Raw genomic sequence first — 13,951 nt, forward strand, 5'->3', positions numbered from 1 at the left:
GATTTCCTTAACGCAGACTGGATTTGAGTTCGATGAAGCGACGCGTCGCCAGAAGCCCCGCCGGGTGGGCATGGCGGGCCGGTGCCAACCATGGGATCAGCGTGGCCATTTGCGCGTGACCGTCCTGACCTTGCAGCGCAGATGTCAGGCGCTGCACATCGGGATCGTGTTCGGGCACGGCGGCGTCCGGGGTGGCGACCTGATGGCTGCGTCGTGGCGCTTTGCGTTGGTCGGATGGGGTCCAGTCACCGGCAATCCAGTCGTGCAGCAGCTGCTTTTCATACGGACTGAACACGCCGAACATCGCCGCACCGTCGCCGTCGATCAACTGCCAGAAACGGCTGGCTTGCGGATCTTCATTGCGTTTGATCCAGCCTTTGTCCTGCATTGCCTGCAGGAAACCCGGTAGCTGTTCGGGAGTGGCCAGCCACTGATTGACCGTTTTGCCTTCGAAACGGCAGTAGTCGGAATGCATGTGCTGACCGAACGGGCGCTTGCGCTCTAGCATCGCCAGCACTTCCTGCTCCAGGTCAAAACCTTCGATGATTGCGCGGCTGCCCTGCCCCAGGTCGTTGAGTCGATAGCCCAGCGATACCCGGCGCAGGAATTCGCCGCGATCGGCTTCCAGCGGCAACAGGTCGAGCACCGACTGCACGGCTTTTTGCGCATGGCCGGTGCTGGCATTGTCGATGGTCACATGCAGGGTGAAGTAGTAAGGATCAATGCCCAACTCGCTAAGTTCATAGGCACTGATCAGCAAGTGCAGCGGCAGTTGTTCGTAGCCGAGGTTGTAGCCGATCACTTCCGGCAGCAAGCTTTCGCCACAGGCGCCAAGTGCCAGTTGCAGTGCACCTTGCAGGTAGCGTTCATCGGCGATGGCGCTGGCGTCCTGCAAACCGTGCTCCGCGAGCAGTTTGCGGTAGATCACTACGTGGTTTTGCGCCGGATTGCCGTCGCCCAATTCTTCCAGATAGGTACACAGCAACCCGTCGAAACGCGGGTCGCGCCACTGCGGCAACAAACCGTACAGCCACGCGCCATCCACCAGTTTGGTCGGCGCCACGGCTTGCAGAAAGTACAACGCGTGAGCCTTGTTGCGGAAGAACTGGCGCGGTCCGCCGGCCTGGCGCTGTTGCAGGTAATCGGCGTACTGCCGGGCAACTTCTGTGCAGTGCTCGGCGACCCAGCCCTGCCACGCCGACGGATCCTGCGGAAGTTCTTCGGGCAACAGCGCGGCGCGCTGCAACTGCTCGGCGAGAAAATCCTGCGCGAGGGTTTCAGGCGCATCCTCAAGCAGCAGTGCCTCATAAATACGCCGCAGGTCACCGTCGGCAGTGATGGGCTGTTGCTGCGCGCTCGGCGCCTGCAGAGGGGTCAGGGCAGTCATGTCAGTGTTCTCGTTCGGTTGGCCGGTCAGGGCGTTGTTTCACGCCTCTACATCAGCAGAGCAACCGCTACGGAAAAAAATTCAATCGACATGAAAATCGCCCTGACGGACGGAGCATCGTGGTCCCGGCAAGGGCTGCCCGAGACCGCGATTTTTGACGGTGCTTCAGGCCCGACCTTTGGCCTGAGCCTCCAGGTGCACCTGCAATTGCGGGTCGATCTGCAGCGCGGCAGCCAGTTCATCCAGGTAGTTGCGTTCGGCGTCTTGCTGATCGTCCACCAGGATCACGCTGACCAGGTACATCTCGGCGGCCATGGCCTGGTCGCCGTTTGCAGCCGTGGCGACTTCGTTGGCGTCCAGCGATTTGGCGACTTCGCTTTCGAACCACTGCTGCAATTGCGGATCGTCGGTGTGCTTGCTGATTTCACTGTTGATCATCTGTTGTTCCCGGGGGTCGATCTCGCCGTCAGCCTTGGCTGCCGCGATCAGCGCCCGCAGCACAGCATGCCCGTGCTCCTCGACTTCGGGCCCGGCCAGCAGATTTGCGGTTGGCGGAATCTGTTGTGGCGCCGCCGACGCCTGACTGCGCTGCCAGGCCTGATACGCCTGGAAAGCCATCATCCCCAGAGAGGCCAGTGCCGCATAATTGGTGCCTCCGGAACGGTTTTGCGTACCGCCGCCGAGTGCTCCGCCAAGTGCACCGCCCAGGCCACCACCGCTACCGCCGCCGAGCAAACCACCGAGCAAACCGCCCAAACCGCCCAGCCCTCCGGACTGCACCGCACTGCCGCCGGGGCCTGCACCGCCACCCAACAGACCGCCAAGCAAACCGCCCAACCCACCCAGCCCACCGCCGGCCGAACCAGCACCTTGTTGTCCCGCCGAGGCCTGGCCCCGCAGCAGTTGTTCGAGCAAATCGCTGGTGTTCATGATCTCGTCCTCAGCCATTGGCAATAAATGCGTCAGGCAACAATAGACCGCCGACGCCGGCGCGCCAGCACCGTCTGGCTGACGCTGGCAGATTTCGCCGAGGTATTTTTTGTGCGGGCAGCTAAGATTCAAAGGTGGTGAACCTTATCCCGGCCAAACCGGTCGATAGCTGCAACCCCGACCCGGTTTGCCGGCGCCCTTTGCCCAAGGGTGATACCCGGCATGCTTCATTTTCTGGAGAACGCCCCTGTGATATCGACCGTACACATCGCCAGGCTCAAAGCATGGGGCGCCCATGGTTTTACCGCGACCGGCGTGGTCACAGCCTTTCTGGCGACCCTCGCCCTGCTGGAAAACCAGCCGACTCACTGCCTGATGTGGCTGGGCGTGGCATTGATCGTCGACGGTCTCGACGGGGCGTTGGCGCGTAAGGTCAATGTGCAGTCGGTGCTGCCGAGTTTCGACGGCTCGATCCTCGATCTGGTGATCGACTACCTGACCTACGTGTTCATTCCGGCGCTGTTCATCTATCGCTACATTCCCCTGCCCGACTACACCCTGCTGCTGAGCGTATCGCTGATTCTGGTGTCGTCGCTGTTCTGTTTCTGCAACGTCAACATGAAGAGCAAGGACAACTATTTCGTCGGTTTCCCCGCCGCGTGGAACGTGGTTGCCCTGTGCCTGTACATCATCGACCCGGGGCCGTGGATCACCTTTCTGACCATCATCGGTCTGGCGCTGCTGACCGTGACCCGAATGAAGTTCCTGCATCCGTTCCGGGTACGCCGGTTCATGCCAATCAACATCGCGGTGACGGCCATCTGGCTGCTGTGCAGCCTGTCGCTGGTGCTTAATCACCCGGTGATCAATCCGCTGGTGATGGGTTTGTGGTTGCTGGCGTCGGCGTACTTTCTGGGGATCTGCATCTGGCGTACGGCGCTGGAATGGTTTGATCGGCCGCACCTGAAATAGGCCTGATCGCCACACCTAAAACCTGTGGGAGCGGGCTTGCTCGCGAATGCGTCTGTCCAGTCGATAACTCTGTCTACTGACCCACCGCATTCGCGAGCAAGCCCGCTCCCACAGGGGTTTGGCATGGTTCTGAACATTCAGCGCTTGGTAATGACCACCTCCAGATACTCGCTCGGCACCACCAGCGACTTCTCTCCCACCCGGTTCGAGCGGTTCAGCAGATCCGCCAGATCACTCTCCAGCGCTTGCCCGCTTTCCGGCGGCAATGCCGCAAAGGCCTTGTGCACCGGCCCGTACCAGTGACGGAAAATGTCGATGAAATGCGCCGCCGAGCGATAGCGGAAATTGAAGGTGCGGCGGGTGACCTGCAGCAGAAATTCGCGCTCATTGAAGTGGCTGTGCAACCACGCTTCAGTGCCCCAGTTCGACGGCGGCTGGGCCACGGCGGGGGGTGGCACGTGGCGACCAAGCACCTTGAACATCTGGCCGACGAAGCCTTCCGGCGTCCAGTTTGCCAGACCGATGCGCCCGCCCCTTCGGCAGACCCGCGCCAGTTCCGCTGCGGCAGTCGCCTGATCCGGGGCAAACATCACGCCAAAGGTCGACAGCACCGCGTCGTAACTCTCGTCGGCGAACGGCAACGATTCGGCATCGGCGACCTGAAAAATCACATCAAGATGCTCGGCCCGCGCCCGATCCTGTCCACGCTCCAGCAGCGCCGCCACATAGTCGGTCGAGGTCACCTGACAACCACGTCGCGCCGCCGCCAGAGTCGCATTACCGTTACCGGCGGCGACATCCAGCACTTCCTCATCGCAGTGCAGGTCGCAGGCCTCGGCGAGGTTTTCGCCGACGATCTGCAAGGTGGTACCGATCACCGCGTAATCACCGCTGGCCCAGGCGACTTTCTGGCGCTCTTTCAGACCCGTCAGATCAATGGGAGTACTCATCAATCGTGCTCCGCAGCAGGTAGAAGGACTTCATTCGGCCGTGGTCGGGTCGATGACCGTCATCACCCGCGCCACGCTGTTGGCCGGGAATCCACCCAGCCTGGCGTGCTCGCGCACCTGCTCTTCGTCAGGGGCGATGTAGACGCAATAGATTTTGTCGGCGGTGACGTAACTCTGCAGCCACTGCACCTGTGGCCCGAGTTCACGCAACACCTGGCAGGAGGTTTGCGATACGGCTTGGAGTTCTTGCGGCGACAGCTTTCCGGCCCCTGGAATCTCGCGTTCAATCACGAATTTCGGCATGGCAACCTCGCGTTCTTTTTATCAGTGACAGGGCCGACAGTGGCCCTGCTCATCCACTATCGCGCCGAGGGTCGATGGCGTCCCTGCCAATCGTCCGAAGAGCCGGCAAAACAACGGCCGGGCCGATGAGTGGCGGTTTTTTGTAAAGGCCTCGAGACACTCCGAGATTGCCATTGCGTGGGGCAATCGGCTTTTATGCCTTCCCGTCTTCCGTGAATGGATTCCATCATGTCCCTGCGTCTTGAATGGCTCGTCGATCACCCGCAGCACAGCGACACTTACGCCGCGTGGATTCACCGCCAGTTCCCCTACGAATATGCCGAGCAACCCTTGACCGATTGGCAACGCGAGTTCGCTGCCGGCCAGAACAATGGCGACTGGTCATGCCTGATTGCGCTGGACGGCGAGCGTCTGCTCGGCGGTGCGGCGCTGGCCCGGGCGGATCTGGCCCTGCGTCCGGATCTCGGCCCTTGGCTGGCGTGCGTGTTTGTCAGCCCGCAAGCTCGTGGCCAGGGGTTGGCAGAGCGGTTGATCGATGGCATCAGCCAGGCGGCGAAACAGCGCGGTTTCGCACGTTTCTATCTGCACACACAGAACAAGCAGGACTACTACGCCAAACGCGGCTGGACAGTGCTGGAGCGCTTTCGCGCCAGGGACAACGAGCAATGGCTCATGGTGCGCGACCTGTGAGCCATTGATATGCGCGGGCGGTGACTGTCGATGCATCTGAGCACTCAGTTCTGGTTGTTACAGCCATCGGCAAATTTGCGGTAATCCAGCACCTGGGTTTTTCCGGCCGAATCCAGGTACGTCATGCGCGCATCGATAATGCCGCAGTTCACCGCGTTGTCCTCGGTCATCGACAGCACTTTCTGGATGTCCAGGTGCGTGCCGTAGGTGTAGGTGTGCGGGCTGACATCGGCTTCGGCCCGGGCCGACAGGGTGCAGATGTTCAGGGCGGCGAACAGGCAGGCGGCGACAACGGTTTTGTGCGTCATGGTGGTTTCCTCAAGGCTTGTATGGGTTGAGCCGAGGCAAACTGTGTGGGCCTCGATGGAGCCTATTTGAGGCGCGTGAGGTATCGCGTCTGTGTCAGGAAACGACCGCTATCAATCACTGTGTATCCCCACCGCCCGGAGATACACAGCGATACAAAACCCTGAAAAAATCGCGTTTTTGCATGTGTGTGTATCCGCCATTACGCCAGATACACTGCAATACAAACCCGGGCAGGCAAGCCGGCGCAGGCTCGATAGACTGCATGGCATTGCCCTTTGATAGAGGTTCTGCACCGATGGAACATGTCGATCACATTCTCATCGTCGACGACGACCGCGAGATCCGCGAGCTGGTCGGCAATTACCTGAAGAAGAACGGACTGCGCACCACCGTGGTCGCCGATGGTCGGCAGATGCGCAGTTTTCTCGAAGCCAACACCGTCGACCTGATTGTGCTCGACATCATGATGCCCGGCGACGATGGCCTGCAGCTGTGCCGCGAATTGCGCGTGGGCAAGCACAAGGCCACGCCGGTGCTGATGCTCACGGCGCGCAACGATGAAACCGACCGCATCATCGGCCTGGAAATGGGCGCCGACGATTACCTGACCAAGCCGTTCGCCGCCCGCGAACTGCTGGCGCGGATCAACGCGGTGCTGCGGCGCACGCGCATGCTGCCACCGAATCTGGTGGTCACCGAAAGCGGTCGCCTGCTGGCCTTCGGCCGTTGGCAACTGGACACCTCGGCCCGGCATCTGCTGGACAATGACGGCACACTGGTCGCCCTCAGTGGTGCCGAATACCGTTTGCTGCGGGTGTTCCTCGATCATCCACAACGGGTGCTCAGCCGTGATCAGTTACTCAACCTGACCCAGGGCCGCGAAGCCGATCTGTTTGATCGCTCGATTGATCTGCTGGTCAGCCGTTTGCGCCAGCGCCTGCTTGATGATGCGCGTGAGCCGGCCTACATCAAAACCGTGCGCAGCGAGGGTTATGTTTTTTCGCTACCGGTGGAAATCCTCGGGGCCTCGGCATGAGCCTCAAGCTGCATTGGCCACGCACCCTGGCTTCGCGGTTGTCGCTGATCTTTCTGATCGGGCTGATCCTGGCCCAGGCCCTGTCGTTTGGCGCGCAGTATTACGAGCGTTTCCAAAGCGCCAGAAGCACCATGCTCAGCAATATGCAAAACGACGTTTCGACGTCGGTTGCCATCCTCGACCGCCTGCCCGCGCAGGAACGCCCCGCCTGGCTGCCACGACTGGCTCGCACCAACTACGATTATCGGTTGAACGACGGCGATCCCGGCGCCCCGCTCGACGCCGAGGAGGTACCGGTGGCCGCGACCTCGATCAGCGGTGCGATCGGCGGCGCCCATCCGCTGTCCTTCAGCCGATTTTCCGCAGAGAAAAAACACTTCCAGGCCCATTTGCGCCTCAGCGACGGCAGCCCGTTGACCATCGATGTGCGTCCGGCCATGCCGCCGCTGTCGCCGTGGCTGCCGGGGGTATTGCTCGGGCAACTGGCGCTGCTGATCGCCTGCACCTGGCTGGCGGTGCGCATTGCCATACGCCCCCTCGCCCGCCTCGCCAATGCCGTGGAATCCCTCGACCCCAACGCGCACCCGGTGATGCTCGACGAACACGGCCCGACCGAAGTGGCCTACGCCGCACGGGCCTTCAACGCGATGCAGGCGCGCATCGCTGCGTATCTGAAGGAGCGCATGCAACTGCTGGCGGCGATTTCCCATGACCTGCAAACCCCGATCACCCGCATGAAATTGCGCGCAGAGTTCATGGACGACTCGGTCGAGAAAGACAAACTGTGGAACGACCTCGGCGAGATGGAGCATCTGGTGCGCGAAGGCGTGGCGTACGCTCGCAGCATCCACGGCTCGACCGAGGAAAGCCGGCGCACCGACCTCGACTCGTTCCTCGACAGCCTGGTGTTCGACTATCAGGACATGGGCAAGGACGTGCAGCTGAGCGGCAAGAGCGCGGCGGTGATCGATACCCGTCCCCAGGCCCTGCGCCGGGTGCTGGTGAACCTGACCGACAACGCACTGAAATTCGCCGGTGCCGCGCAGTTGCAGGTCGATATCGACGATGGTCTTTGCATCAAAATCCTCGATCGCGGGCCAGGCATTGCCGAAGCCGAGTTGCAACAGGTCATGCAGCCGTTCTACCGGGTGGAAAACTCGCGCAACCGCAGCACCGGCGGCACCGGCCTGGGCCTGGCCATCGCCCAGCAACTGGCCATGGCCCTCGGCGGATCACTGACCCTGAGCAACCGCGAGGGCGGAGGCCTGTGCGCGGAGTTGAAATTGCCCCTGCGCTGATCCCCACACCAATCACCTGTGGGAGCGGGCTTGCTCGCGAAAGCGGCGTATCAGCCCCTGATGCATCGACTGACACACCGCGTTCGCGAGCAAGTCGAAGCTTCGTACCGCCGCTCCCACATTGGAATTTGCATGGCGCACAAACACTGCATCTTGCCCCAGCCCGGCTAGACTGATTCATTACCCAGTCGAGGGGGATTGCAGGACGACGTCAGCTGTGCCCTGCCCACTTCTGTGACCACCGCCCAGCGGCCCATGCCTCGACAACGTTTTGCCACCGGACGGTGATCCTGTATCAGGAGCACTCGTGATGGACGAAACACGACTCAACGCCTTCATGGGCAAACTGGTCAACGACATGGGCGGCGCCGCGATGCTGGCGAACGTCATCGTTGGCGAAGAACTCGGGCTGTACCGGGCGATGGCCGACAGTCAGCCGGTCACCCCGCAAGCCCTCGCCGAAAAAACCACCTGTAACCCGCGTCTGGTACGCGAATGGCTCAGCGCGCATGTCGCGTCCGGCTATATGGAGCATCACGATGGCCAGTTTCGGTTGCCGGAAGAGCAGGCGCTGGCACTGGCCGTGGAAGACTCGCCGGTGTACGTCGCCGGCGGACTTGGTGTGGTGGCCTCGTTTTTCCACGACAAGGACAAACTGGTCAAAGCCATGCGCGGCAATGGCGCCCTGCCCTGGGGCGATCACCATCCGTGCATGTTCAGCGGCACCGAACGCTTCTTTCGCCCCGGCTACAAAGGTCACTTGATCGCTGAATGGCTGCCGGCGCTGGACGGCGTGGTCGCCAAACTCGAAAAAGGCGCCAAAGTCGCCGACATCGGCTGCGGCCACGGCGCCTCGACGGTGATCATGGCCCAGGCGTATCCCAACTCGCGCTTCGTCGGTTTCGATTATCACGCGCCGTCGATCACCGTCGCCACCCAGCGCGCCGAAGAAGGCGGCGTCAGCAGCCGGGCAAAATTCTTCCAGAACAACGCCAAAAGCTACCCCGGCGACGACTATGACCTGATCTGCTATTTCGACTGTCTGCACGACATGGGCGACCCGGTCGGCGCCGCACGGCATGCGTTCGAATCATTGAAGGACGACGGCACGGTGCTGCTGGTCGAGCCGTTTGCCAATGATGCGCTGGACGACAACATCAACCCGGTCGGACGCCTGTTTTACGCGGCCTCGACCTTTATCTGCACGCCGAATTCGCTGTCCCAGGAAGTTGGCCTGGGGCTGGGTGCGCAGGCCGGTGAAATGCGCTTGCGCAAGGTGTTTACCGAGGCCGGGTTCAAGCATTTTCGCCGGGCGACGCAGACGCCGTTCAATCTGATTCTGGAGGCGCGCAAATAAATCACCGCTATCACCGGTGGCGAGGGAGCTTGCTCCCGTCGGATTGCAAAGCGAGCCCAAAACAAGCCTGCTGCGCAGTCCAGCGGGAGCAAGCTCCCTCGCCACACGGTTAATGCTAACCTGCGGGCATCGTCCTCCCCGGAGTGCTGACCATGCTCGACAGCCCGACCCGCGAACACCTCGACATCCTGCACCAGGCCATGGCCGATGGCGATTTCCTGGTGCTGACAGGCGCCGGTATCAGCACGCCGTCGGGCATCCCTGATTACCGCGACAGCGAAGGTGTGCGCCGTGGCCGGCAGCCGATGATGTATCAGGAATTTCTCGCCGCTCCGGAATCCCGTCGTCGCTATTGGGCACGGGCCATGCTCGGTTGGCCACGGGTGCGCCAGGCGCGGCCCAATGCGGCGCATACAGCACTGGCCGAGTTGCAGCGCCAGGGGCGAATCAGCGACTTGATCACGCAGAACGTCGACACCCTGCACGATCAGGCTGGCAGTCAGAACGTGATCGAATTGCATGGCAGCCTGCACCGGGTGTTGTGCCTGGATTGCGGCCAGCGCAGCGCGCGTGACGACATTCAGCAGCGGATGGTCGAGCAGAATCCCTATCTGGCCGGGGTCGACGCGGTGCAGGCGCCGGACGGCGATACCCTGCTCGATCCGGCCTTCGAAGCACGCTTCCAGACTCCGCAATGCCCGTATTGCGCCGGTGAGCGGATGAAGCCGGACGTGGTGTTTTTCGGCGAGAACGTAGCGCAACCGACAGCGGCGCGGGCCATGGCGGCGGCAGAGAATGCTGCGGGATTGCTGGTGGTGGGTTCGTCGCTGATGGCCTATTCGGCGTTTCGTCTGTGCCGGGTGATCGCCGATCGGGGCAAGCCGTTGCTGGCGATCAATCTGGGCAAGACTCGCGCCGATGACCTGCTGGATCTGAAGATCGAGGCGTCATGCGAACAGCTGCTGCCGTTGCTGGTGCAACGTCTGACCACCTGAACCGATGATTCCCCTGTAGGAGCGAGCCTGCTCGCGATAGCGTCCTTTCAGCCAAACTTTCCTCGACTGATACCCCGCCTTCGCGAGCAAGCCCGCTCCCACAGGATCAATGTTCGGCTTTGAGAATATCGAACAGTGCCTGCGCCGCCGCCGACAGTTCATTGCCCGGCTCAGTCAGCACACCAATCGCCCGCTCCACTGAATCATTCAAGGTCAGGCAATGCGCGCCCAGCTCCAGCATCTGCTCGGCGCACAACGCTGGCACCGCACTCACCCCCAGGCCACTGGCGACCATGCGCCCGACGGTTGCCAGTTGATGGCTCTCGAATTCCACCGGCAGTTTCATGCCCCGGGCCTGCAAGTGTTCTTCGAGCATCACCCGCACTGTCGACGGCCGTTGCAGGGTAATGAACGGTTCCTGCAGCAAGGTCACCCAGTCGATCTCTGTGCACCCGGCCAACGTGGAATCCTGCGGCACCACCGCGACAAAGCGATCGATGTACAGCGGGGTAAACGTCAGCGAGGTGTTTTGCATCGGTTCGAATGCCACACCCAATTCCACCTGGCGGTCGCGAACCATTTCCAGCACTTGCTCGTTGATCACGTCGTTGACCGTGACATTGACGTTCGGATAGCGCGCGCGAAAGGTCTTGAGGATCGGCGGCAGCAGGTTGCCGGCAAACGACGGCATGGCCGCCAGCGTCACCCGCCCGCGTTGCAGGCTGAAGCGCTGACGCATTTCGTCTTCGGCGTTGTCCCAGTCGGCAATCAGACGCCGGGCCAGCGGCAGCAGCGATTCGCCCTCGGCGGTCAGCGCCACATTGCGCGTGTTGCGACTGAACAACCGCCCGCCCAGCCCCTCCTCCAGCGCCTTGATGGTCAGGCTCAGCGCCGATTGCGACAAGTGCAGACGCTCGCAGGCCACGGCGAAGCTCAGGCTCTGAGCCACAGCGAGGAAAGCACGGATCTGTTTGATGGTCATGAGCGCTATGCTTCCGTATCTGCAATCAGTCAATTGTTGAGCTTTATCAATCAATCAACCTTAAAAATCAACTTAACAAATATATTCTCCAGCGCGACACTCCAGTCATTCGGCTAGCCAGCCGCCCGACAAACAATAAAAGAGGTGCATATGGCAGGTTTCGACAAGCGCGTGAGTTCCTACGAGGAAGCTCTGGCCGGTCTTGAAGACGGCATGACCGTGATCACCGGCGGCTTCGGCCTGTGCGGCATTCCGGAAAACCTGATCGCCGAGATCAAGCGCAAGGGCACCCGCGACCTCACCGTGGTTTCCAACAACTGCGGCGTCGACGGTTTCGGCCTCGGTGTGCTGCTGACCGACCGCCAGATCAGCAAAGTCATCGCCTCCTACGTCGGCGAAAACAAACTGTTCGAAGAGCAACTGCTCAAGGGCGACATCGAAGTCATCCTGACCCCGCAAGGCACCCTCGCCGAGAAAATGCGCGCAGGCGGCGCCGGCATCCCGGCCTTCTTCACCGCCACCGGCGTCGGCACCCCGGTCGCCGAAGGCAAGGAAGTGCGGGAATTCAACGGGCGCAAGTACCTGATGGAAGAGTCCATCACCGGCGACTTCGCCATCGTCAAAGGCTGGAAAGCCGACCATTTCGGTAACGTCGTCTACCGTCACACCGCGCAGAACTTCAACCCGCTGGCGGCCACCGCCGGCAAGATCACCGTGGTCGAAGTCGAAGAAATCGTCGAGCCCGGCGAGCTGGATCCGTCGCAGATCCACACCCCCGGCATCTACGTCGACCGGGTCATTTGCGGCACGTTCGAAAAGCGCATCGAACAGCGCACCATCCGCAAATAATCCAGGCTGACGGAGAATAAAAACATGGCACTTACCCGCGAACAAATGGCTCAGCGCGTCGCCCGCGAAATGCAGGACGGCTACTACGTGAACCTCGGCATCGGCATTCCGACCCTGGTCGCCAACTACATTCCCGAAGGCATGGAAGTCATGCTGCAATCGGAAAACGGTCTGCTCGGCATGGGCCCGTTTCCGACGGAAGACACCATCGATGCCGACATGATCAACGCCGGCAAACAGACCGTCACCGCACGCATCGGCGCATCGATTTTCAACTCCGCCGAATCCTTCGCGATGATTCGCGGCGGGCATGTCGACCTGACCGTGCTCGGCGCGTTCGAAGTCGACGTTGAAGGCAACATCGCCTCGTGGATGATTCCCGGCAAGCTGGTCAAGGGCATGGGCGGCGCGATGGATCTGGTGGCCGGTGCCGACAACATCATCGTGATCATGACCCACGCCTCCAAGGACGGTGAGTCCAAACTGTTGGCCAGGTGCAGCCTGCCGCTGACCGGCGCCGGCTGCATCAAGCGCGTGCTGACCGACCTCGCCTACCTGGAAATCGAAAATGGCGCTTTTGTCCTCAAGGAACGCGCACCTGGCGTCAGCGTCGAGGAAATCGTCGCCAAAACCGCTGGTAAACTGATCGTCCCGGATCACGTACCGGAAATGCAGTTCGCTGCCCAGTGAGGAATTCGAAAATGCAAGACGTCGTAATTGTTGCCGCCACCCGCACCGCGATCGGCAGTTTCCAGGGTTCGCTGGCCAGCGTGTCCGCCGTGGATCTGGGCGCTGCGGTGATTCGCCAGTTGCTCGAACAGACCGGTCTGGACGGTGCGCAGGTCGATGAAGTGATCATGGGCCAGGTGCTGACGGCCGGCGCCGGCCAGAACCCGGCGCGTCAGGCCGCGATCAAGGCCGGCCTGCCCCACGCCGTGCCGGCCATGACCCTGAACAAGGTCTGCGGCTCGGGCCTGAAAGCCCTGCACCTGGGCGCGCAAGCGATCCGTTGCGGCGACGCCGAGGTGATCATCGCCGGCGGTCAGGAAAACATGAGCCTGTCCAACTATGTGATGCCGGGCGCACGCACCGGCCTGCGCATGGGTCACGCGCAAATCGTCGACACCATGATCAGCGATGGCCTGTGGGATGCGTTCAACGATTACCACATGGGCATCACTGCCGAGAATCTGGTCGATAAATATGAGATCAGCCGCGAACAGCAGGACGCCTTCGCCGCCGCTTCGCAGCGCAAAGCCGCTGCGGCCATTGAGGCCGGACGCTTTGTCGATGAGATCACCCCGATTCTGATCCCGCAGCGCAAAGGTGATCCGGTGGCGTTCAAGGTCGACGAACAACCACGTGGCGACACCACCGCCGAATCCCTGGCGAAACTGCGTCCGGCGTTCAAGAAGGACGGCAGCGTCACCGCCGGTAATGCTTCGTCGCTGAACGATGGCGCCGCTGCAGTCATCCTGATGAGCGCCGAAAAGGCCAAGGCCCTGGGCCTGCCGGTGCTGGCAAAAATCGCCGCATATGCCAATGCTGGTGTGGACCCGGCGATCATGGGCATCGGCCCGGTCTCGGCCACCCGTCGCTGCCTGGACAAGGCGGGCTGGAACATCGGCCAACTGGACCTGATCGAGGCCAACGAAGCCTTCGCTGCACAATCGCTGGCAGTGGCCAAGGATCTGCAATGGGATCTGGACAAGGTCAACGTCAACGGCGGCGCCATCGCCCTCGGTCACCCGATCGGTGCGTCGGGCTGCCGCGTGCTGGTGACGCTGCTGCACGAAATGATCAAGCGTGATGCGAAAAAAGGTCTGGCGACCCTGTGCATCGGCGGCGGTCAGGGTGTGGCGCTGGCGCTGGAACGCGCTTAACCCCCGAGTT

Annotated in this window: 15 protein-coding genes; 9 read left to right on the top strand and 6 right to left on the bottom strand. The window is 61.7% G+C overall.

Going from position 1 to position 13,951, the window contains the following annotated elements; genetic code table 11:
• Positions 1-7: 7 nt before the first annotated feature.
• Positions 8-1,387, bottom strand: a complete 1,380-nt coding sequence (locus HDC30_RS03235; protein ID WP_183780726.1) for an iron-containing redox enzyme family protein — start codon at positions 1,385-1,387, stop codon at positions 8-10.
• Between the two features lie 165 nt (positions 1,388-1,552).
• Positions 1,553-2,317 carry a tellurite resistance TerB family protein gene (locus HDC30_RS03240; RefSeq protein WP_183780729.1) on the bottom strand — a complete coding sequence of 255 codons (765 nt, stop codon included), beginning with the start codon at positions 2,315-2,317 and terminating at the stop codon, positions 1,553-1,555.
• A gap of 249 nt (positions 2,318-2,566) precedes the next feature.
• Here HDC30_RS03240 and pcsA point away from each other — a divergent pair, with 249 nt between their 5' ends.
• Positions 2,567-3,289, top strand: a complete 723-nt coding sequence (pcsA, locus tag HDC30_RS03245; RefSeq protein WP_027611662.1) for a phosphatidylcholine synthase — start codon at positions 2,567-2,569, stop codon at positions 3,287-3,289.
• Positions 3,290-3,426: 137 nt separating this feature from the next.
• On the opposite strand, the gene HDC30_RS03250 is transcribed toward pcsA, so the two are convergent.
• Both HDC30_RS03250 and HDC30_RS03255 read right to left on the bottom strand, forming a co-directional pair.
• Positions 3,427-4,239 carry a class I SAM-dependent methyltransferase gene (locus tag HDC30_RS03250; RefSeq protein WP_098964516.1) on the bottom strand — a complete coding sequence of 271 codons (813 nt, stop codon included), beginning with the start codon at positions 4,237-4,239 and terminating at the stop codon, positions 3,427-3,429.
• 30 nt (positions 4,240-4,269) lie between these two features.
• The gene (locus tag HDC30_RS03255; protein ID WP_007962415.1) at positions 4,270-4,542 is read right to left on the bottom strand and encodes a DUF4242 domain-containing protein; all 273 of its coding nucleotides are present in this window, start codon (positions 4,540-4,542) and stop codon (positions 4,270-4,272) included.
• A gap of 228 nt (positions 4,543-4,770) precedes the next feature.
• Between HDC30_RS03255 and HDC30_RS03260 the strand changes: the two genes are divergently transcribed.
• Positions 4,771-5,232: a GNAT family N-acetyltransferase gene (locus tag HDC30_RS03260; RefSeq protein WP_183780732.1), complete on the top strand. Its 462-nt coding sequence runs from the start codon at positions 4,771-4,773 to the stop codon at positions 5,230-5,232.
• 44 nt (positions 5,233-5,276) lie between these two features.
• Here HDC30_RS03260 and HDC30_RS03265 read toward each other — a convergent pair whose 3' ends face one another.
• Positions 5,277-5,540, bottom strand: coding sequence for a DUF2790 domain-containing protein (locus HDC30_RS03265; RefSeq protein WP_027611659.1), 264 nt, complete (start codon positions 5,538-5,540; stop codon positions 5,277-5,279).
• A 296-nt stretch (positions 5,541-5,836) separates the two neighbouring features.
• Between HDC30_RS03265 and HDC30_RS03270 the strand changes: the two genes are divergently transcribed.
• The 4 genes from HDC30_RS03270 to HDC30_RS03285 all read left to right on the top strand — a co-directional run bounded on the left by HDC30_RS03270 (position 5,837) and on the right by HDC30_RS03285 (position 10,227).
• Positions 5,837-6,577 carry a response regulator gene (locus tag HDC30_RS03270; RefSeq protein ID WP_027611658.1) on the top strand — a complete coding sequence of 247 codons (741 nt, stop codon included), beginning with the start codon at positions 5,837-5,839 and terminating at the stop codon, positions 6,575-6,577.
• Entirely contained in the window at positions 6,574-7,875 is a 1,302-nt protein-coding gene (locus HDC30_RS03275) for an ATP-binding protein (RefSeq protein ID WP_150369006.1), read from the top strand. Before HDC30_RS03270 ends, HDC30_RS03275 begins: the two co-directional genes overlap by 4 nt.
• Before the next feature lie 310 nt (positions 7,876-8,185).
• Positions 8,186-9,232: a class I SAM-dependent methyltransferase gene (locus tag HDC30_RS03280; RefSeq protein ID WP_183780735.1), complete on the top strand. Its 1,047-nt coding sequence runs from the start codon at positions 8,186-8,188 to the stop codon at positions 9,230-9,232.
• A gap of 152 nt (positions 9,233-9,384) precedes the next feature.
• Positions 9,385-10,227, top strand: coding sequence for an NAD-dependent protein deacetylase (locus HDC30_RS03285; protein WP_183780738.1), 843 nt, complete (start codon positions 9,385-9,387; stop codon positions 10,225-10,227).
• A gap of 106 nt (positions 10,228-10,333) precedes the next feature.
• Here HDC30_RS03285 and HDC30_RS03290 read toward each other — a convergent pair whose 3' ends face one another.
• On the bottom strand, positions 10,334-11,209 hold the full coding sequence (locus HDC30_RS03290) for a LysR family transcriptional regulator (RefSeq protein ID WP_183780741.1): 876 nt from the start codon (positions 11,207-11,209) through the stop codon (positions 10,334-10,336).
• Positions 11,210-11,359: 150 nt separating this feature from the next.
• On the opposite strand from HDC30_RS03290, the gene HDC30_RS03295 reads away from it, so the two are divergent.
• The 3 genes from HDC30_RS03295 to HDC30_RS03305 are packed head-to-tail and all read left to right on the top strand — an operon-like array spanning position 11,360 to position 13,941.
• Entirely contained in the window at positions 11,360-12,058 is a 699-nt protein-coding gene (locus tag HDC30_RS03295) for a CoA transferase subunit A (RefSeq protein ID WP_183780745.1), read from the top strand.
• A 24-nt stretch (positions 12,059-12,082) separates the two neighbouring features.
• Positions 12,083-12,748, top strand: coding sequence for a CoA transferase subunit B (locus HDC30_RS03300; protein WP_123588357.1), 666 nt, complete (start codon positions 12,083-12,085; stop codon positions 12,746-12,748).
• An 11-nt stretch (positions 12,749-12,759) separates the two neighbouring features.
• The gene (locus HDC30_RS03305; protein ID WP_027611652.1) at positions 12,760-13,941 is read left to right on the top strand and encodes an acetyl-CoA C-acetyltransferase; all 1,182 of its coding nucleotides are present in this window, start codon (positions 12,760-12,762) and stop codon (positions 13,939-13,941) included.
• Positions 13,942-13,951 lie beyond the last annotated feature (10 nt).

Origin of the sequence: Pseudomonas sp. JAI115 (assembly GCF_014200835.1) — a bacterium.
Taxonomy (GTDB): Bacteria; Pseudomonadota; Gammaproteobacteria; order Pseudomonadales; family Pseudomonadaceae; genus Aquipseudomonas; species Aquipseudomonas putida_A.

What these genes read in the sequence shown, in the direction of transcription:
- HDC30_RS03235 (WP_183780726.1), bottom strand. Translation starts at nt 1,387, where the DNA reads ATGACTGCCCTGACCCCTCTGCAGGCGCCGAGCGCGCAGCAACAGCCC.
- HDC30_RS03240 (WP_183780729.1), bottom strand. Translation starts at nt 2,317, where the DNA reads ATGAACACCAGCGATTTGCTCGAACAACTGCTGCGGGGCCAGGCCTCG.
- HDC30_RS03250 (WP_098964516.1), bottom strand. Translation starts at nt 4,239, where the DNA reads ATGAGTACTCCCATTGATCTGACGGGTCTGAAAGAGCGCCAGAAAGTC.
- HDC30_RS03255 (WP_007962415.1), bottom strand. Translation starts at nt 4,542, where the DNA reads ATGCCGAAATTCGTGATTGAACGCGAGATTCCAGGGGCCGGAAAGCTG.
- HDC30_RS03260 (WP_183780732.1), top strand. Translation starts at nt 4,771, where the DNA reads ATGTCCCTGCGTCTTGAATGGCTCGTCGATCACCCGCAGCACAGCGAC.
- HDC30_RS03265 (WP_027611659.1), bottom strand. Translation starts at nt 5,540, where the DNA reads ATGACGCACAAAACCGTTGTCGCCGCCTGCCTGTTCGCCGCCCTGAAC.
- HDC30_RS03270 (WP_027611658.1), top strand. Translation starts at nt 5,837, where the DNA reads ATGGAACATGTCGATCACATTCTCATCGTCGACGACGACCGCGAGATC.
- HDC30_RS03275 (WP_150369006.1), top strand. Translation starts at nt 6,574, where the DNA reads ATGAGCCTCAAGCTGCATTGGCCACGCACCCTGGCTTCGCGGTTGTCG.
- HDC30_RS03280 (WP_183780735.1), top strand. Translation starts at nt 8,186, where the DNA reads ATGGACGAAACACGACTCAACGCCTTCATGGGCAAACTGGTCAACGAC.
- HDC30_RS03285 (WP_183780738.1), top strand. Translation starts at nt 9,385, where the DNA reads ATGCTCGACAGCCCGACCCGCGAACACCTCGACATCCTGCACCAGGCC.
- HDC30_RS03290 (WP_183780741.1), bottom strand. Translation starts at nt 11,209, where the DNA reads ATGACCATCAAACAGATCCGTGCTTTCCTCGCTGTGGCTCAGAGCCTG.
- HDC30_RS03295 (WP_183780745.1), top strand. Translation starts at nt 11,360, where the DNA reads ATGGCAGGTTTCGACAAGCGCGTGAGTTCCTACGAGGAAGCTCTGGCC.
- HDC30_RS03300 (WP_123588357.1), top strand. Translation starts at nt 12,083, where the DNA reads ATGGCACTTACCCGCGAACAAATGGCTCAGCGCGTCGCCCGCGAAATG.
- HDC30_RS03305 (WP_027611652.1), top strand. Translation starts at nt 12,760, where the DNA reads ATGCAAGACGTCGTAATTGTTGCCGCCACCCGCACCGCGATCGGCAGT.